General features: G+C 65.3%; 21 protein-coding genes. 8 read left to right on the top strand and 13 right to left on the bottom strand.

Going from position 1 to position 23,038, the window contains the following annotated elements; translation table 11 throughout:
- Positions 1 to 32: 32 nt before the first annotated feature.
- The gene (locus tag JNO50_RS11425) at positions 33 to 851 is read right to left on the bottom strand and encodes an AraC family transcriptional regulator (protein WP_189534683.1); all 819 of its coding nucleotides are present in this window, start codon (positions 849 to 851) and stop codon (positions 33 to 35) included.
- Positions 852 to 946: 95 nt separating this feature from the next.
- Here JNO50_RS11425 and JNO50_RS11420 point away from each other — a divergent pair, with 95 nt between their 5' ends.
- Entirely contained in the window at positions 947 to 2,125 is a 1,179-nt protein-coding gene (locus JNO50_RS11420; protein WP_189534685.1) for an MFS transporter, read from the top strand.
- Between the two features lie 121 nt (positions 2,126 to 2,246).
- On the opposite strand, the gene JNO50_RS11415 is transcribed toward JNO50_RS11420, so the two are convergent.
- Positions 2,247 to 2,552 (bottom strand): chaperone modulator CbpM, encoded by a 306-nt coding sequence (locus tag JNO50_RS11415; protein WP_189534687.1) that lies wholly within the window; start codon positions 2,550 to 2,552, stop codon positions 2,247 to 2,249.
- Between the two features lie 3 nt (positions 2,553 to 2,555).
- Complete coding sequence (locus tag JNO50_RS11410; protein WP_189534689.1) at positions 2,556 to 3,461, bottom strand: DnaJ C-terminal domain-containing protein; 906 nt, start codon at positions 3,459 to 3,461, stop codon at positions 2,556 to 2,558.
- 161 nt (positions 3,462 to 3,622) lie between these two features.
- On the opposite strand from JNO50_RS11410, the gene JNO50_RS11405 reads away from it, so the two are divergent.
- From JNO50_RS11405 to JNO50_RS11395, 3 genes are all read left to right on the top strand, one after another.
- Positions 3,623 to 4,057 (top strand): Hsp20/alpha crystallin family protein, encoded by a 435-nt coding sequence (locus tag JNO50_RS11405; RefSeq protein WP_189534691.1) that lies wholly within the window; start codon positions 3,623 to 3,625, stop codon positions 4,055 to 4,057.
- Positions 4,058 to 4,069: 12 nt separating this feature from the next.
- Positions 4,070 to 4,447: an Hsp20/alpha crystallin family protein gene (locus JNO50_RS11400; RefSeq protein ID WP_215796357.1), complete on the top strand. Its 378-nt coding sequence runs from the start codon at positions 4,070 to 4,072 to the stop codon at positions 4,445 to 4,447.
- A 248-nt stretch (positions 4,448 to 4,695) separates the two neighbouring features.
- On the top strand, positions 4,696 to 5,514 hold the full coding sequence (locus JNO50_RS11395; protein ID WP_189534693.1) for a hypothetical protein: 819 nt from the start codon (positions 4,696 to 4,698) through the stop codon (positions 5,512 to 5,514).
- A gap of 3 nt (positions 5,515 to 5,517) precedes the next feature.
- Here the strand turns inward: JNO50_RS11395 and JNO50_RS11390 are convergent, their stop codons facing one another.
- The 4 genes from JNO50_RS11390 to JNO50_RS11375 are packed head-to-tail and all read right to left on the bottom strand — an operon-like array spanning position 5,518 to position 10,150.
- Positions 5,518 to 6,390, bottom strand: coding sequence for a phosphonopyruvate hydrolase (locus tag JNO50_RS11390; protein WP_189534695.1), 873 nt, complete (start codon positions 6,388 to 6,390; stop codon positions 5,518 to 5,520).
- A 34-nt stretch (positions 6,391 to 6,424) separates the two neighbouring features.
- Positions 6,425 to 8,080, bottom strand: coding sequence for an ABC transporter permease (locus JNO50_RS11385; RefSeq protein ID WP_189534697.1), 1,656 nt, complete (start codon positions 8,078 to 8,080; stop codon positions 6,425 to 6,427).
- On the bottom strand, positions 8,074 to 9,144 hold the full coding sequence (locus tag JNO50_RS11380; RefSeq protein WP_189534699.1) for an ABC transporter ATP-binding protein: 1,071 nt from the start codon (positions 9,142 to 9,144) through the stop codon (positions 8,074 to 8,076). Before JNO50_RS11380 ends, JNO50_RS11385 begins: the two co-directional genes overlap by 7 nt.
- 25 nt (positions 9,145 to 9,169) lie before the next feature.
- Positions 9,170 to 10,150, bottom strand: a complete 981-nt coding sequence (locus JNO50_RS11375) for an ABC transporter substrate-binding protein (protein ID WP_189534701.1) — start codon at positions 10,148 to 10,150, stop codon at positions 9,170 to 9,172.
- A 182-nt stretch (positions 10,151 to 10,332) separates the two neighbouring features.
- On the opposite strand from JNO50_RS11375, the gene JNO50_RS11370 reads away from it, so the two are divergent.
- Complete coding sequence (locus JNO50_RS11370) at positions 10,333 to 11,235, top strand: LysR family transcriptional regulator (RefSeq protein WP_215796356.1); 903 nt, start codon at positions 10,333 to 10,335, stop codon at positions 11,233 to 11,235.
- Between the two features lie 107 nt (positions 11,236 to 11,342).
- Here JNO50_RS11370 and arsB read toward each other — a convergent pair whose 3' ends face one another.
- The 6 genes from arsB to JNO50_RS19150 form a co-directional block, all read right to left on the bottom strand.
- On the bottom strand, positions 11,343 to 12,413 hold the full coding sequence (arsB, locus tag JNO50_RS11365) for an ACR3 family arsenite efflux transporter (RefSeq protein WP_215796355.1): 1,071 nt from the start codon (positions 12,411 to 12,413) through the stop codon (positions 11,343 to 11,345).
- A gap of 9 nt (positions 12,414 to 12,422) precedes the next feature.
- Positions 12,423 to 12,836 (bottom strand): arsenate reductase ArsC, encoded by a 414-nt coding sequence (locus tag JNO50_RS11360; RefSeq protein ID WP_189534703.1) that lies wholly within the window; start codon positions 12,834 to 12,836, stop codon positions 12,423 to 12,425.
- The gene (locus tag JNO50_RS11355; RefSeq protein ID WP_189534705.1) at positions 12,833 to 13,183 is read right to left on the bottom strand and encodes an ArsR/SmtB family transcription factor; all 351 of its coding nucleotides are present in this window, start codon (positions 13,181 to 13,183) and stop codon (positions 12,833 to 12,835) included. Before JNO50_RS11355 ends, JNO50_RS11360 begins: the two co-directional genes overlap by 4 nt.
- A gap of 70 nt (positions 13,184 to 13,253) precedes the next feature.
- A complete protein-coding gene (locus JNO50_RS11350; RefSeq protein WP_189534707.1) occupies positions 13,254 to 14,357 on the bottom strand; it encodes an HD-GYP domain-containing protein in 1,104 nt (367 codons plus the stop codon).
- Positions 14,354 to 17,446 (bottom strand): response regulator, encoded by a 3,093-nt coding sequence (locus JNO50_RS11345; protein ID WP_189534709.1) that lies wholly within the window; start codon positions 17,444 to 17,446, stop codon positions 14,354 to 14,356. The genes JNO50_RS11350 and JNO50_RS11345 overlap by 4 nt, the downstream gene beginning before the upstream one ends.
- Before the next feature lie 112 nt (positions 17,447 to 17,558).
- Complete coding sequence (locus tag JNO50_RS19150) at positions 17,559 to 17,681, bottom strand: hypothetical protein (protein ID WP_280530231.1); 123 nt, start codon at positions 17,679 to 17,681, stop codon at positions 17,559 to 17,561.
- On the opposite strand from JNO50_RS19150, the gene JNO50_RS11340 reads away from it, so the two are divergent.
- From JNO50_RS11340 to JNO50_RS11330, 3 genes are read left to right on the top strand one after another with little or no spacing between them, the layout of a single operon-like run.
- Positions 17,680 to 18,468 carry an MFS transporter gene (locus JNO50_RS11340; protein WP_189534711.1) on the top strand — a complete coding sequence of 263 codons (789 nt, stop codon included), beginning with the start codon at positions 17,680 to 17,682 and terminating at the stop codon, positions 18,466 to 18,468. The genes JNO50_RS19150 and JNO50_RS11340 overlap by 2 nt on opposite strands.
- Positions 18,375 to 19,595 carry an exonuclease subunit SbcD gene (gene sbcD / locus JNO50_RS11335; RefSeq protein WP_189534713.1) on the top strand — a complete coding sequence of 407 codons (1,221 nt, stop codon included), beginning with the start codon at positions 18,375 to 18,377 and terminating at the stop codon, positions 19,593 to 19,595. The genes JNO50_RS11340 and sbcD overlap by 94 nt, the downstream gene beginning before the upstream one ends.
- Positions 19,592 to 23,017, top strand: coding sequence for an AAA family ATPase (locus tag JNO50_RS11330; RefSeq protein ID WP_189534716.1), 3,426 nt, complete (start codon positions 19,592 to 19,594; stop codon positions 23,015 to 23,017). The genes sbcD and JNO50_RS11330 overlap by 4 nt, the downstream gene beginning before the upstream one ends.
- The last annotated feature ends 21 nt before the right edge of the window (positions 23,018 to 23,038 follow it).

Here is a 23,038-nt window from a genome sequence, read left to right as displayed (position 1 = left end):
GGCCGCCTATCGGGTCGCGCTGACGGGCCGTTTCACTCGCGTGAAGACCGGGAGGGGCGTCCGGGCCCGGTAGAGGGTGGCGCCCATCTGGCCTGTCCCGGGGTATGGCCGGTGGCTTTGCGGAACATGGCGATGAAGGCGCTTTCCCCGGCGTAGCCCAGATCGGTGGCGACTCGGGTGACGGTCTGCCCCATGGCAAGGCGCTTGCTGGCCTCCTGGAGGGTGAGCTGGCGGCGCCAGGCGGCGAATCCCATGCCGGTTTCCTTGTGAAACAGGCGATTGACGGTGCGGCCGCTCGCCCCGCTCATGGCGGCGAATGCCTCCAGTCCGTCCGGATGACCGGGATCGGCGAGCAGCGTTTCCACGATCCGCGCCAGGCGCCGGTCCACCGGCAGCGGCAGGACAAGCGGCGCGATGGGCGCCGCGCGGATTTCGTCGATCAGCACCCGGGCCAGGCGCAGTTGCGCCGGATCGAGCGGGGCATTGGGCCAGGTGGCCGCCCGCAGAACCAGTTCGCGCAACAGGGGGCCGACGGACAGGATATTCGCGTCGCCGGGCAGATCGGCAAACACCGCCGTATCGAAGTACAGGCTGCGATAGGCGAATGGCCGGGCGGCTTCGGCGCTGTGCGCGAGGCCCGCCGGAATCCAGGCGGCGAGCGCGGGTGGCAGGACGTAGCGACGGTTCGCCACGCTGATCTGCAGCACCCCGCTGACGGCATAGAGCAATTGCGCCCGGCGGTGGCTGTGTATCCCCGAGTCGTGCGGCGCGGGGGCGTCGACCGCCAGTCCCAGCAACGGACAGGTGGCGTGGTCGGGGTCGGGAACCTCGTTGGGGAGGTAGTGGGGCATGTTGTCTGATTCGCGATGATTCTTGTCTATTCGTCGATAATAGACAAGCTCCCGGCTGCTTACAATCGTGCGCTTTGTCGTTGAAGGAGAGGTTTATGAAAACCTTGCGCACGCCGGCCGCGATTCTGTGGCTTTCGATGCTGCTCATCGCGTTTCCCCAATTGAGCGAAACCATCTACGCCCCGGTGCTGCCCTTGATCGCCCGGCATTACGCGGTCACCGAAAACGAGGCCCAACTGACCATGAGTCTCTACTTCGCCGCCTTCGCCGCGGGCATCGTCTGCTGGGGGCGGGTGGCGGACCGCGCCGGACGCCGGACGGCGCTGCTGACGGCGCTGGTCTGCTACGGTCTTGGCGCGCTCGGGGCGCTGGCCGCGACGAATTTTGCCGGACTATTGATGGCGCGCATGGTGCTGGCGTTCGGCGCGAGCTCCGGTTCCGTGGTGATGCAAACCATGTTCCGCGACCGCTATCGGGGAGAGGCGCTCGCCGGGGTGTTCTCGACGGTTGGCGCCGTGCTCTCGCTATCGCCGGCGCTCGGTCCGCCGCTTGGATCGGCCCTGGCCGCGCACGCCGGTCAGAACGGGGTGTTCGTCGCGCTGGCGCTGTTATCGCTGGTGCTCCTCGCCGCCGCGTGGCAGTTGCCGGAAACCCGGCCCGCCGACATGCCGCCTCCCGCTCCGCTGTTCAGGGTGGCATGCCGCCTCGCGACGGATCGTCACGTGCTGGCGTCCGCCGCGTTGGTGGCCGGATTCAATCTGCTGGTGTTCGGATTCTATTCGCTGGCGCCTTTCACGCTCGAACAATTGGGGATGCCGCTGTGGGTGTTCGCGCTAAGCGGACCGCTGATCGCCCTGGCGAGCGCGGCCGGCGCCATGCTCAACCGCCGCTGGCTGGCCAGGCACGGTTCCGGGCGTCTGATCGCGGGCGCCTGGTGCGCGGCTCTCGCCGGCGCCGGGCTGCAGTGGCTCGCGTTGAGCGGACAGGGCGGCATGGCGGCCACCGGCCTGCTCGCGGGTCAGGCGGTGCTGGTCATGGCATTCGGCTGCGCCATTCCGAACGTGCTCTCCGGGGCCTTGGTGCGTTACCGCGATATCCTCGGCAGCGCGGGGGCGGTGTTCGGGTTGACGTACTATCTCGGCATTGCGGCCGGCCTCTGGCTGATCAGCTATTTTTATCAACCCGTCCTGCCTTATCAGGGGATCGTGACGATGACGCTTGTCATGGTCATGCTGCCGGCGGTCGTGCTGCGCGGTGAGCGCGACCCGGTCTGAACGCAGAGGCGCCGCTTCACCTGAAAACCGGTAGCCAATGCCATTGCGGAGCGATCCGCTACGAATACCTTGGCGGCGCTGGATCGGGCAAGCGGGCATTCGGGACCGGTGAAGGCGATCCTCAGCGGCCGTGGTACGGTTTTGTGGCCCGCAACGCGTCCAGCTCCTCCATCATGTCGGCCACCAGCGCGGCCAGTTCCGGCACGGCGTCGAAATCCCGCTCCAACTGCCGCATGAGGCGAACCCGGCGCAGCGTGTTCCCGGAAAACCGCCAGATCCCCGCCACGCTTTTCGCGCCGGGCAACAGGCCTTCGTCAATATGCCTTTCGAGCCATTCCGCGTCGACCCTGCACGCGGCGGCCACCTGCTCCAGCGGCAGCCAGCTGTCCTCGAGCAGGCTGCAGATAACGATGTTCGGGTCGCGCATGAGTCATCTCCGCGGATCGAAAGCGAGTTCCCGCGCCATGGTTTCGTAAAATTGCCGCGCTTTTGGCGTGTCGGCCGGTGGCAGCACCACGTGAATGTCGAGCAGCAGGTCGCCCGGGGGGCTGGCCGGAAGGCCTTTGGCCCTGACCCGCAGCTGACGGCCATGCAGGGTGCCTTCCGGAATGCGGATTTTCAGGTGGGAGCCGTCGGGCAGGCGCACGGGGATGACCGCGCCGAGCGCCGCTTCCCACGGCGCGACGGGCAGGCTCAGATAGAGGTCGCGGTCGTCCAGCCGGTATTGCGGATGGGGCGTGAAGCGAACCTCCAGCAGCAGATCGCCGGGCGGCGCGCCGCCTGTGCCGGGCGCGCCCTGTCCGGCAAGACGTATCACCTGGCCCTCGCGAACACCCTTGGGTATCCTGACGTTGAGCGTGCGTTGCGCGATTACAGTGCGCCCACGCTCATCCTCGTGCGGCAGCGGCAGAGAGATCTGGCGGTGCGCCCCGGTGAACGAGTCCCCGATGTCGAGCAGCACGCGGGCATGGAGGTCTTCTCCGCGCGCGCGCATCCCGCCGCCGAACAGTTCCGTGAAGAAATCACTGAAGTCCGCGGCCTCGCGCGGCGAAAAGCCGTGCTCCGAGAAGGCGAAGCGGGCGTCCCAGCCTTTCGGAGTCTTGAACTCCGGGTCGCCGTGAAAGCCGGCGGCCAGACGGTCGTACGCGGCGCGCCTGGCCGGATCCGAGAGCACCGCGTACGCCTCGTTGATGTCCTTGATTCGGGCTTCGGCATCGGCTTCTTTCGATACGTCCGGGTGGTATTTGCGCGCGAGTCTGCGAAAGGCTTTCTTGATCGTGTCCGCCGTTTCATCGCGGGACACCCCCAGAATCTGGTAGTAATCCTTGAATTGCATGCGGTTACCTCAATAAGGGATGGCGTTGCTCTCCTTTTCTTGCCGGAGACCGAGCCGAAATGCCGGCCGTGTGTTCTCCGCGCTCTTGAACTTTGTTGGAACGGGCTTATCTGACATGCATGGGCACACATCGTGCCTGTCAGGTTCGAAAGGAGGAAACCATGTTCCAGCGATCGTTGTTTCCCCGCGATATGTTCTCGGTACTGGAGCGTCTCCAGCGGGAGATGCAGCAGAACTTCGACTTCACACCCAGTATCCGCGGCATCACTCGCGGGGGCTTTCCGGCCCTGAACATCGGCAGCACGCTCAGGTCCGTGGAAATCCATGCCTTCGTTCCCGGCGTCGATCCGGACGCGATCGACGTTCATCTGGAAAAAGGCGTGCTGACCATCGCCGGCGAGCGCAGGGAACCGGTCGCGGCGGCCGGCTCCACAACGCATATCGACGAGCGTTTCACCGGCGCTTTCAGGCGGGTGGTCAGTCTGCCCGACGATATCGACGCAGGCGCCGTGACGGCCAGTTACAAAGATGGTGTGCTGCACATCAGCATAGCGCGCCGCGAAGGCGTCCGGCAACGCCGCATTGTCATCGAGTGAAAGGAGAAAGCCGTGAGCGATACCCCTGTCACCAAGGAGAACACCCCCTCGCGCGGCGACGCCGCGATGGTGCCGCCGGTGGACGTCATCGAGGACGCGTCCGGAATCACCCTGTACGCCGATCTTCCGGGCGTGCCGAAAGACCGCTTGCACTTGAGCGTGGATTCCGGTTCGCTGACCATCGCCGGCGATGTGGTGCTGCCGCTGGCGGAGGGCCTGGAGTCCACCCGCGCGGAGATCGACCAGCCGCGCTACTGGCGGACGTTTTCCCTGTCCCGGGAGCTTGACATCGACAAGGTGACCGCCGAATTCAGCGATGGCGTGCTTACCCTGCGCATTCCCAAAACCGAACAGGCCTTGCCGCGCAAGATCGAGATCAAGGTCGCCTGATTCCGTTGGCTCGACGCGGGGGGTGTGCGGCTCCCCGCGTTTTTCGTTCGACTCCATCCCCGCCTTGTGGCCAGTCCCCTTGTCTGAAGAACGGCGTATAACTTTTGAGTGGGGACGACATTTTCCGGCGGAAACGCTTCGTCGTTCGCAAGGCGGGTTCCTGTTTTTCTTGCCGTCAGGAACGGCCCGGGCACGCGCGGCGCCTCCGCGCGTCAAACGGATTCGCGATCAAGGGAGGAGGGGCGCGGATGCAACGACAGGAAACGGGCAGCGCCGCGGCGAGCCTGGTGGTCGTCCTTGCCGCCGCCCTGGCATTCGGCGCCGGCGTCTGGTTTGTCTGGCGCGACTGGCGCCTGGGCGCCTGGCTCGTCAATCTTCTTGCTTCCTTGCTGCTGTTCGCCGCCCTGGGCATGTGGATCGGGGGACGGCCGGACAGCGTGCTGATCGACAACCGCAACGTCATTTCCCTGTCCCGGCTGCAGATGGCGGCGTGGAGCGCTCTGATATTGTCGGCGCTGCTGACGGCGGCGGGACTCAATATGCGCATCGCCCCGGATGCCGCGCTGAATATCGCGCTGCCGGAGGAGCTGCTGTGGCTGATGGGCATCAGCGCCTCGTCGCTGGCCGGATCCGCGCTGATTCTGAACACCAAGCGATCGGCCGCCGCCGATCCGGATCTGGTGCGGCAGACGCTGGGGCGGACCTCCAGCAGCGATGGCGCGGATCTGACGCGTCAGGGGGTGCTGGTGGCCAATGCCTCGCCCCGCGAGGCACACTGGTCGGATTTGTTCACCGGCGAGGAGGTGGGCAATTTCAGCCAGCTTGACCTGAGCCGCGTGCAGATGTTCTACATCAGCTTTCTGACGGTGGTGGTGTACGGCGTGATGTTGGGAAGCCTGTTCGCTTCCCGCCACGGATTCATCGATCATTTCCCCGCGATCAGCGGACAGCTGGTCGGTCTGATCGCCATCAGCCATGGCGGCTACCTCGCGGTCAAGGCCGTGCCTCACAGCCAGCGGGGAAATCCGGCCGGAGCGGGGACTCCCCCGGATCCCCCTGGCAACTGAGGCTCAGCGCAGGAACCTCGCTTCGATATCCCGCATGGCCGCGTCGCCTTGCAGGGCAAGAATGTCGGCGACCGCCGGCAGATAGGCATCGACTCCGCGGATACCGCCTTCGCGGCGGATTTGCGCGAACACGCGGCGCATTCCGGCCACGGCCGCGCGGATCGCGTGATTGCCGTAAATGACGATCCCGACCTTGCCTAGGGCCGCGATGTCGGCCTCGGTCAACTGGGGGTAGGCGGTGGGGACCAGCACGAGCGGCACGGCGCCGCGCCAGGCGTCGATGAACGACAGGATCTCGTCCGGGGTTTTCTGTTTCGAATGGACGAGAATGGCGTCGGCCCCCGCCTCTTCGTACGCTTGTGCCCTTCGCAACGCCTCGGTTTGTCCCTGTCCTGCGATCAGCGCCTCGGTGCGGGCGATGACGACAAAATCCCGGTCCTGTCTGGCGCAGACCGCCGCGGCGACCTTGCCCTGGAATTCCTCGATGCGCACCAGTTCCTGACGGCCTCCGTCGCGCAGGCTGGTGTCCTTGGGGAAGGTCTTGTCTTCCATGACCACGGCCGAGGCGCCGGCGGCTTCGTACTGGGGCACGATATAGCTCACGTTCACGGCATTGCCGAATCCGGTGTCGATGTCGGCGATCAACGGCAGTCCGGTCGCCGCCGCGATCGCGCGCATCATCGCCAGGTGCGTGTCCATGGACAGGATATTGGCGTCCGGCACCGCATGGCTGGCGGACAGTTCGAAGCCGCTGCCCCAGATGCCGTCGAATCCGGCTTCTTCGGCCAGGCGGGCCGAGAGGGGGTTGTGCGCGGCCATGGCCGTGAAAAGCCGGCCCTCGACAAGGGCGCGGCGCAAGGTTTGGTGTCGGGTCATGAAGAACTCCTGTGCGGGTGGGATAAGGGAGCGATCATTCGAGGGTTTCCGGTTTGATGCGGAAACCCCACCGGGCAATGCCAAGCGGGATGAAAATGGTCAGCAGCAGCGCGAGGCTGTAGGCGCAGGCCACACCCAGGCGGTCACTGTCCACCTGCTGGAAAATCTCGATCGGCATGGTGCTCATGCCGCCAAAGTAGAGCACCAGGGTGGCCGACAGCTCCGATAGCGTGGTCACCCACATCAGTACCGCGGCGGCGGCGACCGACGGCGCGATCACCGGCAGCACGACGCGAAAGAAGCTTCGGACGGGGCCGACCCCCAGACTGCGCGACGCTTCCTCGATGGAGTCGCGAAGGTTGTGCAGGGGACCTGTCGCGGCGCGCACGCTGGCCGGAACGCAACGCAAAAAATACGCCAGTGCCATGATGACCCAGCTTCCCGTCAGCACGAGCCAGCCCTGATTGAAGGCCACGGTCAGGGCGATGCCGAGCACGGTGCCGGCGATGGTCATCGGCAGGGCGACCAGGATGTCCAGCACGAAGGTCAGCGCGGCGCGGCGCTTGACGATCAGGTAGGCGCAGGCGACGGCGAACACGGTGCCCGCCAGCGTGGCGGCCGAGGCCAGTTGCAAGGAGCGGTAGAGCGGCTCCGGCGCGCGCACCAGGACGTGTTCGATATGTTCCAGCGTGAAGCCGCCATAGCGCAGTACGGGACCGACCGATGGCGTGAAGGCGGTGACCACCACCACGGCGGCGGGCAGCAGGGACAGGGCGCCGATCAGCAACAGACCGCCCGAGGCGAGGGCGGCGCGCCAGCCTTCGATGGGCACGGAGGCCGGCGCGCGGCCCGGCTCCATCTGGTACTGGCGGCGTTCCACCGCGAATTTCTGCACCAGCAGCGCCGCGACCCCCATGAACACCAGAAAGGAGGCGAGGGTGGTTTGCATTTGCGCGTTGCCGCCCATCTCGCCGACGAATTCGTGATAGGCCTTGACCGCCAGAACCGGTGTCCTCGCCCCGAGAATGGCCGGTATGCCGAAGCTGCCGATCACGTGCGTGAACACCATCATCGCGCCGGCAAGCACCGAGGGCAGCAGCATCGGCAATGTCACGCCGCGCAATACGGCGCCCATCGGGCGCCCCAGGCTCAACGCCGCTTCTTCCAGGCTGCGGTCCATGGCCTTGAGGCCGACAAGAATGGCGACGAAGGCGTAGACGTAATGGTTCAAGGTCATCACGAACACGAGGCCCCACCAGGAGTGCAGCGGCGGCAACGTCACGCCGGCCGGGGCGAGCCAGCCGTTGACGAACCCCTGTTTGCCGAGCGCCAGCACCCAGGCCGCGGCGACAACGACATCCGGAATGACCAGCGTGATCAGCGGCAGCGCCCCGGCAATGCGGGCGCAGGGAAAGGTGTGGCGCGCGACCACAAGCGCGAGCCCGCCGCCGACCAACAGCGAGGTGACGGTCACGGAAGCGCCGAGCAGCAGGGTGTTGACGAGTGTTTCCCGGTACGCCGGTTCCCCGAAAAACCGCCGGTAACCGTCGAGACCCGCCGCGCCGTCCGGCCCGGACAGCGAGGCGCCGAACATCGTCGCCAGCGGCCAGAGCAGAAAGACGCCCAGAATGGCGAGGGCGGCGAGCGCCACCGCGAGCCAGGCCGGATCGCGCCGCAACGCGCCTAACATGGCAGACCCTCCACGATCGGCGCCGAGGCCGGCAGGCCGAGCACCACCGCGTCGCCCGGGTCGCGCAGGCGGGTATGGCGGTGAACCCGGTCATCCACGCGGATCGGCCCGGCGGCGGTGCGCACGGTATACCGCACCGTGCTGCCGCGGTATTCCACGTGACCGATTATCCCGGCCAGCTCGCCGTCGCGCGGGACGGTGGCGTCGGTCAGGGCGATCTCCGCGCCGCGCACGGCCAGCGCGCAGCCGGGTTGCCAGCGGGCGTCGCAGTCGCTCAGCAAAATGCCCGCCGGGGTCTCGAACCGGCGCGGCCCTTCGCCGTCGGGAGGCAGTTCGCGCAACAGGGGGATCAGATTGGCATGCCCGACGAAATCCGCGGCGAAGGCGGTGCGCGGCCGGGTGTAAATATCCCTGGGCGTGCCGACCTGCACGATACGCCCCTTGTCCATCACCGCGATCTGGTCGGACAGCGCCAGCGCCTCTTCCTGGTCGTGAGTGACGAACACGGTGGTGATGCCCGCCTCGCGCTGCAGGTCGCGGATCATGCCGCGCAATTCGACGCGCAGCTTGACGTCCAGCGCCGAGAGCGGTTCGTCAAGCAGCAGCAGCGCGGGTTCGATGACCAGCGCGCGGGCCATGGCCACACGCTGGCGCTGACCGCCGGAAAGGGCCGCCGGCGGCCGGTCGGCGAATTCGGCAAGGCCGACCCGTTCCAGCATGGCGTTGACCCGCGCCTTGATGTCGGCCTTGGGCATCTTGCGCGCCAACAGTCCATACGCGACGTTGTCGGCCACCGACCGGTCGGGGAACAGCGCGTAATCCTGGAACACGATGCCGACGCCCCGCCGGTGGGCCGGTGTGGCGGTGACATCCCGCTGCCCGAACAGCACCCGCCCGGCGTCCGGCCGCACGAAACCGGCAAGCAGCCGGAGCAAGGTGGTCTTGCCGCAGCCGGACGGGCCGAGCAGGGTGAAGAATTGTCCGCCCGGGAGGGTCAGATCAAGCCGCGAAAACAACGGACGGTCGCCGAAGCCCAGGGTGATGCCATCGAAAGTGACCTGCATGCCTCTCTCCTGATCGCACTCGGACTTAGCGGGCCGACACCAGTTTGCGCCATTGGGCAAGAAAATCGGCCCGGTCGTTTTCCATTCTTTCGTCATTGAGCGGCACGATCTTGATGGCCGACAGCGGGGGCAGCGACGACAGGGTTCCGACCTGGATGTCGGTACGCAACGGGCGGCGGAAGGCTTTCCTGAAAATCTCCGTCTGGATCTTGCGCGAGGCGAGGAAATCGAACAGCTTGCGCGCTTCGGCCGGGTGCTTGGCGCCCTTGATCATCGCCATACCTTCCGGCGACAGGAAAGTGCCCTCGGACGGGTAAACCAGCCTGATCTCGCCAAGACCTCCGGCCACATATTGCTGGGCGGCGTACTCCATGGTCACGGCGACCGGGAACTCGCCGTTGGCCACACCCTGATAGGCGGCCGAGGTGGTGCCGACGATCACGGCGTTGCGCACGACGCCCGCGAAGACATCGGATCCGAGGGTTTGCTTCAGACCGTACAGGGCCACGTAGGAAGCGCTGCTGAACGCCGGGTCGGGAATGACGATCTTGCCTTTCCAGCGCGGAGCGGCAAGGTCCGCCCAGCCTTTTGGCGCCGGGTTGCCCTGCAATTGCTTCTGGTTGACCATCAATACGGTCACGTGGGTATTGGTCGCCAGCCACAGCCCGTTCGGTTCGCGGTAGTGGGCGGGAACGGCGTTTTCCTCGGGGGATTTGTACGGCTGCAGGTGCGTCTGGTAGGCCCCGATGGTGGAGAGGCCGCCCGACCAGAAAATATCGCCCAGCGGATTGGCCGCTTCGGCTTTGATGCGCTGCATCAGCGCGCCGGTGCCGGCCCGCACCACGGAAACCTTGATACCGGGGTTTTCCTTTTCGAACTGCTCGACGACGCTGTTCACCGTTTGGACGTCGTTGGAGGAGTAGAGCACGACATTGGCGGCAAGCGCGGAACGGGTTCCGGTCAGCAGCATGATTGCGGCGCAGGCGGCAGCGAGGCGTTTTGACATTTCTGGCTCCTGAAAAACATGAATTCGAAGGTCGGCGCGATAGTTCGCCCGGCATCGGGTGGCCGGTCATGTCACGAATATTTATTTTGAAAGATTAAATGGATATGACATAGGATTGTCTTTGTCGGTTTTTTGTATTGCTTTGATGAGTTTGACTCATGATGAAAAGTACGGGAGTCCCGATGACCGCGATCCGCGTGTTCGTCGCCGCCGGGCGTCACGGCAGTTTCACACGCGCCGCCGGCGCGCTGGGCATCACCCAAAGCGCGGTCAGCCGGCACATCGCTTCGCTGGAGGCGTTGGCCGGACGCACGCTGTTCGCCCGCCGCGGACCGACAATCGCGCTGACCCCCGCCGGGTCGCAGTTTTACGAGGCCGTCAAGGAAGCGGTGTCGACGATCGAGCTGGCGGCGGGGCAACTGGTGCAAGGGTTGGCGACCCATGACCGCCTGACGGTGCGAACCTCGATGCCGAGTTTCGCCATGAGCGTCGTGGTGCCGGCGCTCGGGGCGTTCATGGCCGATCACTTTGTGAAGGTCGATCTGGTGACCTCGCTGTCGCCGCCAGAGCCGAGGGAAGAGTTCGATGTCTTGATCACACGCGATCTGCCGCTGCCGGGCATGGAGTGCTGGTCATTGAGCCGCGAGACGCTGGTATGCGTCGGTTCGCCGGCCATGGTGTCGGAGCAGGCGGGGCGCGATCCGCATTGTTGGCCGCTGATCGCCGCGCGTTCGCGGCCCGATGCGCTGCCGGTGTGGGCACTGGCCAGGGGGCTGTCGGCGGAGCAGTTGCGGGTAGGCGCGGTGTACGACCACTTCTTCCTGGCGGTGGCGGCCGCCGCCGGAGGCGCGGGCCTGCTGGTCGCGCCTCAGGCGCTGGTGCGCGATGCCCTGCGCACGGGCGCGCTGGCGCTTGCCGACCCCGAGCCTGTGCCGTCGGGGGAAACCTATGTCGCCTACGTCAACGCGCAAAGCCACCACATGCAGGCGGCGCGGGCGTTCTGCCGCTGGCTGAAAGGAAGGTTGCGGGACGGGGAGCGGGGGCAGGTGGCGGGGGACGAGAATGGTTCTGGCGCATTTCGCTGACGAAGGCCCCGCCCTTGACCACGAACCGGTTAGCAAGCCATCTTCGCTGGAGTCTGTCAGGGCGATTGAGCGACTCGGGCAGGAGCGCGGCGGCCTCCCGTAACGCCTCATCCCCGCTCGTACCACATTCGCGTACCGTTCACGATCCTGACAACAAGGAGCATCGCGGGGACTTCGATGAGGACACCGACCACCGTGGCGAGCGCCGCTCCCGACTCGAAGCCGAACAGGCCGATGGCGGCAGCCACGGCCAGCTCGAAAAAATTTGAAGCGCCGATAAGCGCCGACGGACAAGCGACGTTGTGCTTCTCCCCGACCACTTTATTCAGCCAGTAGGCCAGCGCCGAATTGAAGAATACCTGGATGAGGATGGGCACGGCGAGTAGTGCAATGACCAGCGGTTGCTTGATGATGGCTTCGCCTTGGAAGGCAAAGAGCAGGACCAGGGTCGCCAGCAGGGCAGAGATGGACCATGGGCCAATCTTGGCCATCGCCGCATCGAAAGCCGCCGGCCCCCTGGCCAGCAACGCCTTGCGCCAGACCTGGGCCAGGATGACCGGAATGACGATGTAGAGGACGACCGAGGTCAGCAGCGTATCCCAGGGCACGGTGATGGACGAGATGCCCAGCAGGAAGGCGACAATGGGCGCGAAGGCGAAGACCATGATGGTGTCGTTCATGGCCACCTGAGACAGGGTGAAGAGTGGATCGCCGTTTGATAGGCGGCTCCACACGAAAACCATCGCGGTACAGGGGGCGGCGGCCAGCAAGATCAGACCGGCAATGTAGCTGTCCAACTGGTCGGCCGGCAGCATCGGTGCGAACAGGTTGCGTACGAAGAGCCAGCCCAGGAAGGCCATGGAGAAGGGCTTCACCAGCCAATTCACGAACAGCGTGACGCCGATGCCGCGGACGTGCTGCTTCACTTCATGCAGGGCGCCGAAATCGACTTTCACCAACATCGGGATAATCATCACCCAGATGAGGAGGCCGACCGGCAGGTTGACCTGCGCGACTTCCATGTGGCCAATCGCCTGGAAGACGCCCGGCGCCACCTGGCCGGCGACAATGCCGGCGACGATGCAGAGAAAAACCCATATCGTCAGGTAGCGCTCGAAGACGCTCATCGACGCGCCGGCGGCGACCTTGGCCGTGGCTTCAGATTGAAATGCAGACATGGCGGCTCCTTACAGGCCCAGGGCTTCGCGGACGGCCGGCACCAGGCGGGCACGGATGTCGTCGCGGACAGCCAGAAAGCTCTCCAGCGGCTCGCCGTGGGGGTCGTGGAAGCCAACGTGGATGCGTTTCACCGGGCGCGGGAAGATGGGACAGGTTTCTTTGGCGTTGTCGCAGACGCTGACCACCAGGTCGATGGCCTGGTCCATCACCTCCTCGACGGTCTTGGGATAAAGGTCTTCGGTCGGCAGGCCGGCCAGCTTCAGGGCTTCTATGGCGCCATCCGCCACTTTGGCTTGGGGCGAGGTGCCAGCAGAAATGCCTTTGACCTGTCCGGCCAGGTCATGGTTGAGGATGGCTTCGCCCATCTGGGAGCGGCAGGCGTTGCCGGTGCAAAGCACCAGGACGGTTTTCAGGTCATTCATCGGGTTTCCTTTCCCGTATCGGGGCTGGCGTCGTCGCACCGGCAGGTCTTGGGCAGGCAGGGGTGTCCCCGGCAGCAGTCGCGTGTCAGGAAGGCCAGCAGTTCGTCCATGGTTCCGAACTTCACGGCATAGTGGATGAAACGGCCTTGCCGCCGTCCTGCGATGAGTCCGGCCCGGCTCAGATGAGACAAATGGAAAGACAGGGTGGCCGGGGGAAGCGCCAGAGAATCGCTCATGGCGCTAGCATGCAGTCCCTCGGGTCCGGCTTCCACCAGCATCCGGAAGATGGCCAGCCGGGACTCGTGCCCGAGGGCGGCCAGCCGTTCCGCCGCGTCAAAGATTTTCATATTTCCAGTATTATCGAAATGAAGGGCGGCGTCAATTCCGGTGCTGCGCCATGTCGGGATCCAGGTTCAGTTAGCTGTCCGCATAGCGCGCGGCGATATCGGCGAATCCGCCTTCGATGCGCAAGAAGGCATCCACCATGTCCGGATCGAAATGCCGTCCGCTGTTTTCCCGGATGAGATTGACGGCCTCCCGATGAGTCATCGGCGGTTTGTAAACACGGCGCGAAATCAGCGCGTCGTAGACATCGGCGATGGCCATCAATCGCGCCGACACCGGGATGGTATCGCCGGCGAGGCCCTGAGGATAGCCGCTGCCGTCCCATTTTTCCTGGTGACTGTAGGCTATTTCACGTGCAATCCTCAGAAAATCGCTCGGCTCGTCAAGCTTGCGCTCCGCCGCGAGAATGGTGTCGCGTCCGAGCGTGGTGTGGGTCTTCATGATTTCGAATTCTTCCGGGGTCAGCGGACCGGGTTTCAGGAGAATGTGGTCGGGGATGCCGACCTTGCCGATATCGTGGAGCGGTGCCGACTTGTACAGCATTTGTATTGTTTCATCATCGAACACTCCTTTGAATTTGGGATGATCCTGCAGTGCCCGAGCAAGGAGACGCACGTAGTTTTGCGTGCGGCGCAGGTGGTTGCCGGTTTCGTGATCTCGGGTTTCGGCCAGCGAGGCCAGCGCGAGAATGGTCGCGTCCTGGATGGCCTGGACTTCGCGAGTGCGGCGTTCCACCTCAGCCTGCAGGAAAGCGGCCTTGTCCTCGAGAAACTCGGCCGCGGCCTTGAGCCGAAGATGGGTGCGGACACGCGCCTTGAGAATGGGGGGCGAGACGGGTTTGACGATGTAGTCGACCGCTCCGGCGTCGAAACCTTCCTGCTCGTTCTCGTGTTCACCCATCGCCGTCAGGAAAATCACCGGGATCTTTTCGGTATGCGGATCGCTCTTGATGCGCCGGCAGACCTCGAAGCCGCCGATGCCGGGCATCATCACATCAAGCAGAATCAGATCGGGCAGCACTTCTTCCGCCAGGATCTGCAAGGCCCGCTCCCCACTGTTGGCGATGCGTGTCCGGTAGTGGCCTTTCAACAGCCCGTAAAGCAGCGTGAGGTTCTCCGGCGTGTCGTCGACGATCAGGAGAGTCCGGCGTCGCATGTCATCCTGCGGCTCATTCATGGCGTTCCTTCCGGCGTGATGCGGTTGGGGTCGCGCGCCCGCTGCAGCAGATCGAGCGCCCTGACAAAATCGAAGCGGGTAATGGCGTATTCGAAATCCGCGTAATCCTGACCGGGAAAGGCCTGCCGGATCGCTTCGGCGTGTTCGAGAAAATAGCTCAGCGCTTCTCCGTCACTGGCGCTTAGCAACTCATGCAGGCGTTCCAGCCGCTCCGGACCGGGCAGGGCATCGCCGATGGAAGGCGGAAGCGCGTCGAGCGCCGTGGCCAGCTCGGTACAGATGCGCGTCATTTCGCGATCGAGCGCGGGCAGTATCTCGCGATAACCGGCGCGTGCCTTGAGCGCCCGTTCGAGTTCCGCCGCCGCTGTTTGCATGCCGGCCAGCCCGACGCTGCCCGCCACCCCTTTGAGGGTGTGGGCCAGCCGTTCGGCCTGCTCGTGGTCGTCATACTCAAGAGCCTGGGCAATCCGGGCCGGCGCGAGACTTTCTTCGCGAACGAACTGGCGCAGCAACTGCAGGTAAAGTTCCGCGTTACCCGCGACACGTCTCAGCCCCCCCGCCTGGTCGAGTCCCTCGATGCGCGCCACGACCAGCGGATCGCTCGCGGTATTCTGGCCAGGCGCCATGCGCCGGGGCGTATCGGGCGATACCCAGCGCAACAGCGTGGCCAGCATGTTCGCCGGATCGAGCGGTTTGGCGATGTGGTCGTTCATGCCCGCGTCCAGGCAACTCGCCCGTTCTTCGGGCAGTACCCCCGCGGTCATCGCAATGATGGGCAACGCGGTGAAGCGCCGGTCGGCACGTAGCCGGCGCGTGGTTTCAAGGCCGTCCATCACCGGCATCTGCACATCCATCAATACCGCGTCGTAGTGATCCGGCCCCCTCACTTCGAGCAGATTGAACGCCTCCTGTCCGTCTTGCCCGACATCGACCCGCGCGCCGGCGCTGCGCAGCAGTTCGACGGCGATCTGCCGGTTGATCACATTGTCCTCGACAAGCAGCAGTCGCACGCCGTGCAGACCGGGTAAGGCGGGCAGGAGGTTGGCGTTGGCGGAGGGTTCCTTGTCATTGCCGAAAACTTCCGCTATGACGTCGAAGAGCGACGACTGGCTGACCGGTTTGGCCAGGAACGCATCGCTACCGGCCATTTCCGCTTGGGCGCGGATCTCATCGCGGCCAAAGGCCGTGACCAGGATGATCTTGAGTGTCCGGTTGACGGTACGGATTTGCCGGATGGTCTCGATGCCGTCCATCTCCGGCATCATCCAGTCCACAAAAACGGCGTCGTAGGGGTGATCGAGACGCGCCTCCTCGATCTGCTGGCATGCCTCGCGACCCGACGCGCAGGCGCTGGCGGCGATATCGAGCGCCCGCAACTGTTTGGTCAGGATTTCGCGGGCGGAGGCATTGTCGTCCACCACCAGTACGCGCATGCCCCTGACCGTGTCGGGAAGGGCGCGGCGGCGGGGATCGGCGGCGGACGACAGCCCGAACCAGGCGGTGAACACGAACATGCTGCCCCAGCCCGGCTCCGATTCCACCTGGATCGTGCCACCCATGAGTTCGACAAGGCGCCGGGAAATGGCCAGGCCGAGTCCGGTGCCCCCCGCCCGGCGCGTCGCGGACGCGTCGACCTGGCTGAATGCGCCGAATAGCCGGTTTTTTTGCTCTTCTGTCATACCGATGCCGGTATCGTGAACACAAAACCTCAGCTGCACTTTGTCGGACACCTGGGCGACACGGCTGACAATGACGGCGATTTGCCCCTTGTCGGTGAATTTGATCGCGTTACCGACAAGATTGGTGAGGATCTGCCCCAGGCGGAGGCCGTCGCCGACCAGTCCTTGCGGAACATCCTTGCCGGTTTCGAACAGCAGCTCCAAGAGCTTGTCGGACGCATTCTGGCCGACGAGGGCCGAAACATTGTCGAGCACGTCGTCGAGCCAGAAGTGGGTGCTCGTCAGGTCGAGCTTGCCGGCTTCGATTTTGGAGAAGTCCAGAATGTCGTTGATGATGCCAAGCAGCGATGTGCCAGCATTGTGTATTTTGCCCAGATAGTCGCGCTGCCGTGGAGTCAGATCGGTTCTCAATGCAAGAAAGGACATGCCTATGATGGCATTCATCGGGGTGCGGATTTCATGGCTCATGTTGGCCAGGAATTGCGACTTCGCATGGGTCGCCCCCTCGGCCTCCCGCTTGGCCCCGGCCAGCTGCTCGGCCGCTTCCGCGAGCCGGGCATAGAGCCTGGCGTGTTCCAGAAGCAGCATGACCAGTACGAAGCTCGCCGCCATCAGACCGTAGAACCGGCCGGCGTAGAATCCCAGGTCAAAGCGGCCGGCATTGAAAATCGCCGATAAGGACATGTCGCACAACCAGACGACCATCACCACCATCAGCCATAGGTCCAGCAACGATCGATGCCGTCGGCGCGCGATGAAAACCAGCGCCAACAGATTGATCGCGGCGACGCCGGCAACCACGGTGCGCATGAACGGGGTGTAGTGGTTGGATTGCATGATGGCGGGCAGCGACTCATGACCACGGGTCGCGATCAGGGTGAGGCCGGCGCAGACCGCGAATGCCGCCGCGACGCAACCGCCGATGACTACGGGGGTGGGCGGGGTCTTGCCGGCCACCGTCCGGGTGTCGGAAAGCCGTGCGTACACAATGACCAGCAGCGGAAAACCGCCATGCCAGAACATGTACAGCCATGCGGTGGTCTGGGGACCCGCGCCCATCAATCCGCCTTCGGCGAACAAGCCGGGAAAGCTCAGCATGTGAAAAATCGCCATGAAGGCGGTGAAGAGGTACGCCGTGGCAAGCGTCATCAGGGTTTTCGAACGCAGAATGGAGTACTGCCCGAACAACAGTACGGCGGTGACCAGATCATTGACGATCAGGGCCGCCTGATAGGCCGGAATGAATGCCCAGACCTTGCCCAGAGGGAGCTTTGCGAAGGGCAGGACCAGCGCGAATACGGCCAGGGAGGCGAGGACGACGGCCAGCGCGAAGCGGCGCTGGCCCCGGGATGGCGGTAGCGTCGACAAGAAGGCGAGCGCTCTCCCATTCGTTGCGTTTACGTTTTGCATGGACCCCACTCAATTGAACGGAACGGGCGTGCTCTCCGTATGCCATGACTCGTCGGAACATGATTAAAGCATTTTCATTTTATAGCAGAGTATTTTCTTCGGTTATTGCCTGTCAGCCGTGAGAACCGTTCGCCGCCCCTGTCTTGGCCGCGGCCGTGGTCGCGCCGGCGCCGGATTGCTGCTGGCGACCCTGGCGCCCGCCATGATGTTTTTTTGTGCGTGAAGCGGGGGGCATGTCCATTCCGGCATTTCTCCGCGCCTGGCCCGCTCAGACGGCTAACGGACTGTCGGCGCTGTACCGGATCCGGGCCGAATATCCGCTGGCCCTGGTCCGCGCTGTCGTCAATCTGGTCATGTTTCCGTTTTTCAGCGTGGTCGTTCCGGTTTGGGTCAAGCTGTATCTTCACGGCCCCGCGTCCTACATCGGACTGTTCGACGGCGCGTTCGGCGCCGGCATGATCGTCTGCAGTTGGGGCATGGCCGAACGGCTCGGCGCGCGTGTCGGGCGTATCCGGAGCGTTTGCCTCGGTTTTGTCTTGCCTTGCGCGGTGCTGGGGGCCATGGGGGCGGCCACGGCAATCGGCTTGGCGATGGCGGCGTTGCCGGACAGTTACCGGTCGCGCGTGAGCGCGGCGGCGGTGTTCGTCTCGACCCTGTTCAATCCGCTTGGCGTGTGGCTGGCGGGTTTTGTTCTGGAAGCCTGGTCTTTGCCTGCCGTGCTGTCGACGGGGGGCTGGTCATTCTCGCGATGCTGCCCGTTATCGCCACGTCGGGCGACACCCGGCGTGTCCTGGGTCTTTGCGACGAGGCGCTGGACGGTTACTACGGCAGAACCTACCCCGGCGCCTTTCGCTGAACCCGCGCCGGGACAGGGCGGAGGCGGACGGGTAAAATGCCGGTTTTCCCCGACTGGCGCGGCGTTTTTTCCATGCGACTCCTTCATACCTCCGATTGGCACCTTGGCCAGCATTTCATGGGCAAGACCCGTCACGCGGAACATCAGGCTTTTCTTGACTGGCTGATTGACGAAGTGCGCGAGCGGGCGGTCGACGCGGTGATCGTGGCCGGCGACGTGTTCGATACCGGCACGCCGCCCAGCTACGCGCGCGAGTTGTACAACCGTCTGGTGGTGGCGTTGCACGAAACCGGAACGGCGCTGGTCGTGCTCGGAGGGAATCACGATTCGGCGGCCACGCTGGGCGAGAGCCGGCCCTTGCTGTCCTGCCTTGGCGCCACTGTGGTGCCCGGTGTCGAAGAGGATACCGCCCGCCAGGTGCTTGTGCTCGGGCAGCGCGACGGTTCTCCCGGCGCCATTGTCTGCGCCGTGCCGTTCATCCGGGCGCGCGATGTCATGCAAAGCCGGGCGGGGCAGAGCGCGGACGACAAGCAGCTTTCCTTGCAGGATGCCATCCACCGGCATTACCGGACGGTTTACCGTCTGGCGTGCGAGCGGCGCGACGAGCTGGGACTGCCGTTGCCGATTGTCGCCACGGGGCATCTGACGACGGTCGGCGCGAGCGCCGGCGAGTCGGTGAGGGAAATCTATGTCGGCGCGCTCGAAGCATTCCCGACGGCCTCGTTTCCGCCCGCCGATTACCTGGCCCTCGGCCATATCCACCGTCCGCAAAAGGTGGGCGGGTTCGAACACATCCGTTACTGCGGTTCACCGATTCCCCTGGGCTTCGATGAGGCGGGCCAGCAAAAAGAGGTGCTGCTGGTGGATCTCGATGCGTCGGGCCTGACCGGGGTGACGCCGCTGCCGGTGCCGCGTTTTCAGGAGCTGGTTTCGGTGAAAGGGAATCTTGCCACGCTGCGGGAGGTCATCGAGGATGCCGCGAAACAGGGCGATGAGACGGTGCCCGTCTGGCTGGAAGTGGTGGTGGCCGCGGACGATTACCTCGCGGATCTGCCGTCCCGCATCCAGACGATGACCGAAGGCCTGCCGGTGGAGGTGCTGCGCATCCGCCGCGAGCGGGGCAATGCCGCCGCGACGCTGGCATCGGATCCCGGGATGACGCTGGATGAATTGACGCCGTTCGAGGTGTTTGCCCGGCGGCTGCAGGGCGAGACGCTGGAAGATGGTCTGCGGGCGCAGCTTGAAACGCGCTACCGGGAGATCGTGGCTGATCTGCGGGAGACCGCCCCATGAAGATCCTCTCTCTGCGCCTGAAGAACCTCAACTCGCTAAAGGGCGAGTGGAGGATCGATTTCACCCGGCCGCCGTTTCGGGATAACGGCCTTTTCGCGATCACCGGCCCGACCGGCGCCGGCAAGTCGACTTTGCTCGATGCCATCTGCCTTGCTCTCTATCACGAAACTCCGCGTCTGAAGACCATTTCGGCTTCGACCAACGAAATCATGACACGCCACACGGCCGATTGCCTGGCCGAGGTGGAGTTCGAGGTGAAGGGGCGGGCGTACCGCGCGTTCTGGAGTCAGCGCCGCGCGCGCGACCGCGCCGACGGCGCGTTGCAGGCACCCAAAGTGGAGTTGGCCGATGCGGATGGCGCCATTCTTGCCACGCATGTCGGCGACAAGCTCAAGCGCATCGAGGCGATCACCGGCCTGGATTTCGCCCGCTTCACCAAGTCGATGATGCTGGCCCAGGGCGGATTCGCCGCTTTCCTCAACGCCAGCGCCAACGAGCGCGCCGAATTGCTGGAAGAGCTGACCGGCACGGATATTTACGGACAGATCTCGCAGCGGGTGTTCGAGCGGGCGCGCGATGCCAGGGAGGCGCTGGAGCGTTTGAAAGCCCGTGCCGATGGCGTGGAGTTGCTGCCGGAGGAACGCCGGCTGGGCATGCGGCAGGAAGCGGACGGGCTGGCCGGAGTCTTGTCGGCGTTGCAGGCCGAACAGGAGTCCGTACGGGAGTTGCGCCAGTGGCGTCATGATCTGTCGCGGGCGCAGGACGCCGAAGGGAATGCGCGCGAATCGGAGCGTCGCGCTCGGGCGGCGTTGATCGAGGCGGAGCCGGCGCTGCGGAGTCTGGATAACGATGCGCCCGCCCGGGTTGTCCTGCCGGTGTTTCAGGCACTGGAGGACGCGAGGTCCCGCGAGGCGCGGGCGCATGCCGCGAAGGAGGCGGTAAGTGGACAGATCGACGCCTGCCGCCAGCGCTGGATCGCCGTGCACTGGAAAGCCGTGACGGTCGCCGAGGGGCTGGCCGCGCAGGCGCGTCGCCAGGGCGAGGCGCTGCGCAGCGGATTGCGGACCTCGCAGGACTGGCTTGCGCGGCATGGGCATTTTGCCGGGCTTGGCGAGAAGCTTGGCGGGTGGGACGCCGAGCTGACCCGGATCGCCAAAGAACGCGATGCCTTGCGGGAGTGGGGGGCGCAAATCGACGGGTTCGCCGCCGAGCTCGCCGCAACCGCTTCGGAGGCCGACCGCCAGGAACGGGCGGTGCGGGAAGCCCGGAGCGCGAGCGAGGACCTGCGCGGGGTCGTCAAAGGCGCGGAGGAGCGCCTGGCCGGTCTGCTGCGGGGACGTTCTCTGGCGGAATTGCGCGACACCTGGCAAAAGGCGCAGGAGCAGGTGCAGGCATGGCGACGGCTTGACCTGCAGGCGGCCGCCATGCGGCAATGGGCCGGGCAGCGGACGCAGCTGGAAACGGCGTTGACCGGTATCGCCGCGCAGATCGCCCGTCGGCAGGGCGACCTGGACGGTTTGCGCCGCGGCTACCGGCAGGTGAAGGAGCAGGTGGAGGACAAACGCGCCCTGCTGGCGCAGGAGCAGCGCATCCTGAGCCTGGAGGCGCACCGCGCGGGGTTGCGGCCCGGCGAGGCCTGCCCGCTGTGCGGTTCGTGCGAGCATCCTGGCATCGGTGCGTACCGGCAGCTCGATGTTTCCGCCGCCGAGCGCGCCTTGCTGGACAAGGAGACCGAACTGCGGCGCCTCGAAGAGAGCGGCGGAGCGGTCAAGGCGGAGCTCGCGGCGCTGGAGAGCCGGCAGGAGCAGCAGCGTGCCGACTTGCGCGAGCTTGAACGCTCGCTCCTCCAGGGGCGGGCCGAATGGAAGGAACTGGCGCGCCCTGTGCCGGCCGGCGATGAGGATTGGCATCGGGAAAGCCTGGTGAAGGACGGGCTGGCCGCGGCCGAACGGCTGGAGGCGGAGCTTGGCGCCGCGCTGAGGCAGGCGGAAGCCGCGCAGCAGTCGCTGGCAGAGGCCCAGCGCCAGGAAAACGCCGCGCTTGCGCTCGAGCAGCAGGAGGCCGGACGGCTCGACTTGCTAAGATTGCGCCGCGATCACGTGTCCGAGCGTCTTGTCGTGCTGCAAGATCAGAAGGAAATCGCCGCGCGGGCCATTCTGTCGGCGGAGGAGGTTTTGCGCGAGACGATCGTCGAAGCCGGGTTCGCCGCGATAGATGGCCCGATGAACGAGTGGCTGGCCGCCCGGCGCCAGGATCGGCTGCGCTGGCAGGAGGCCTGCGATGCGTGCCGGCGGCAAGAGGCCGAGCTGGCCGGGCATGAGGCGCGCGAAACCCAGGCGGCAAATCTTGCCGCCGATTGGCTCGCTCGCTGGATCAAGCTGGGCGTCGCGGCCCCGGATCCGGTCGACGCGCCTGACCTCGATGTCGCGACACCGGCGCATTGCGCCGGGGAGGTGGAGCGGGTCGCGGCGGAACTGGCCGCCTTGCAGGGCCGGCAAAGTCAGCTTGATGCGGATCTGCTGGCTTTGCGCGGGCAAAGAGAAATGGCCGAGTCCGCCTGGTCGGCCGCCCTGGCGGCGAGTCCGTTCGATGACGAGGCCGGATTCCTGGGGGCATTGCTGCCTTGCGGCGAACGCGACCGCCTGCAAGCCTTGCGCGAGCACACCGAAGGCGAGCTCGTCCGGGCGCAAACCCTGCTCGGCACCGCCACGGCGGCACGCGCCGCGCTCGAGGAGCGGGCGCTGACGCCGCTTGGTCTTGCCGATCTCGATGCCCGTCTTGCCGATCTCGATGCCCGCCGGCACGCCCTGTCCCGTGAAAGGGGCGCCCTGCAGGCGCTGCTGGACGATGACGCGCAGCGCCGCCGGAATCAGCAGGATCTGTTCGCCCGGATCGACGGTCAGGCGGCCGATGCCGAGGTATGGCAACGGCTCAATGGTCTTATCGGGTCGAAAGAAGGCGACAAGTACCGCAAGTTCGCGCAGGGGCTGACGCTGGATCACCTGATGCACCTGGCCAATCGTCACCTCGGGCGCCTGCACGGCCGTTACCTGTTGCGACGCAAGACCGGTGGCGAGCTGGAGCTGGAGATCGTCGATGCCTGGCAGGGTGAGGTGGCGCGCGATACCCGCACGCTGTCGGGCGGCGAGAGTTTTCTGGTGAGCCTCGCGCTGGCTCTGGCGCTTTCCGATCTGGTCAGCCACAAGACCTCGATCGATTCGCTGTTCCTTGACGAAGGCTTCGGCACGCTGGATGGCGAAACGCTGGATATCGCCCTGGATGCGCTCGATGCCCTGAACGCCAGCGGGAAAATGATCGGCATCATCAGCCACGTGGAAAGCCTCAAGGAGCGCATCGCCGCGCAGATCCGGGTGGAAAAATCCAGCGGTCTTGGCATCGCTTCGTTGAGCCTGAAGACTTAGCGATGCCCGGGCGGTTGCGCG

Source organism: Paludibacterium paludis (assembly GCF_018802605.1).
In the GTDB taxonomy this organism is placed as follows: domain Bacteria; phylum Pseudomonadota; class Gammaproteobacteria; order Burkholderiales; family Chromobacteriaceae; genus Paludibacterium; species Paludibacterium paludis.
The sequence above is the reverse complement of the archived record's forward strand: the minus strand, read 5'-3'. Positions and strand labels throughout refer to the sequence as shown.